We start from the raw sequence: 1,255 nt of genomic DNA on the forward strand, positions 1-1,255 counted from the left end.
GCACGAGGCCGAGCCGCTCGCCGAGCACGCCCGCCGCGAGCGCGATCGTGAACACCGGTTCGAGCGTCGAGACCACGGCCGCCTGCGAGGCGCCGAGTCCGTGGATCCCCTCGAGGAAGAGGAGGACGGCGGCAGCGGTGGGCACCACGACGATCGCCCCGAGGAGCAGCCACGCGGAAGACGACCACCCGGCCGGAGACAGCGACTCGCCTGAGGCGGCGCACGCGGCGAGCGCGAGAGCGGCCGAGAACGCGAACACGTACGCCATCAGCACCGCCCGCGGATGTGGGCCCATCCAGCGGTGCGACAGGTGCGTGAAGACGGCGTAGCCCGCCGCCGCGCACAGCGACAACGCGACTCCGACGGGGGATACCGCACCGCTCCCGAACACACCGGAGACGAGGGCGCACCCGGCGAACGTCGCCGAGAGCGCGACCCAGCGCGCGCGGCCGGGCCGCGCGCCGCCGTTGGCCCAGCCGAGAAGCGTCACGATCGCGGGGTACGCGTACAGGAGCACCGCGACCACCGACGCCGGCGCGCTCTTGAGCGCGTAGAAGAAGCACACTGACCCGAAGCCGTAGCCCGCGACAGCGAGAACGCCGAAGCGTGCGACCGTGCGCGCCTCGACCGCGAGCGATCGCGGCGAGCGCGCCGCTTGGACGGCGAAGAGCAGCACGGCCACGAGCGCGAACCGCCACGCGAGCAGGGGAAGCGGCCGCATGCCCTGCTGGTACGCAAGGCGGGTGAGCACAGCCAGCGTGGAGTAGCACACCGCGGAAGCGACCACCGACGCCAGTGAGACATCCCGCCTGATCCAGCCACCTCCCGACGACGCCGGACGACCCCACCCTGACCGAGCCCGGCGGACCGGGTCAAGCGCCGTGCTACACTCGCGCACCGATGATCCCTCGAGCGCTCAGAGTCGGCAGCCTCCTCGACGGCGCGGCCGCCCGCTGGGCGGCCCGCGTCGTCACGTTCGCGTGGGCCGGCTGCATCTTCGCACTGTCGTCAGTCCCGGGCAGCTCGCTCCCCGGGCGGTACGGGCAGCTCGCACACCTGCTCGAATACGCCATGCTCGGGGCGCTGCTCTACGCCTCGCTCCGCCGCTCGCGCGGCGACGGTCGTGCGGCCGCCCTCGCCGTCGTCATCGCGGCCTGCTACGCGCTCTCCGACGAGTTCCACCAGTACTTCGTCCCCGGCCGTACGGTCGACGCAGCCGACTGGGGCACCGACGTCGTCGGGGCGGCCCTCGGCG

At 73.3% G+C, this 1,255-nt stretch carries 1 protein-coding gene and 1 pseudogene (1 of these 2 cut by a window edge); one reads left to right on the forward strand and one right to left on the reverse strand.

Annotated features, from left to right (window positions below; genetic code table 11):
• Positions 1–898 (reverse strand): hypothetical protein (locus tag FDZ70_00005; protein TLM80571.1); only part of this gene is annotated, 898 nt, incomplete at its 3' end.
• 2 nt (positions 899–900) lie between these two features.
• Here FDZ70_00005 and FDZ70_00010 point away from each other — a divergent pair.
• Positions 901–1,255: pseudogene (locus tag FDZ70_00010) on the forward strand (VanZ family protein) (it continues 707 nt past the right edge of the window).

Source organism: Actinomycetota bacterium (assembly GCA_005774595.1).
Taxonomy (GTDB): domain Bacteria; phylum Actinomycetota; class Coriobacteriia; order Anaerosomatales; family D1FN1-002; genus D1FN1-002.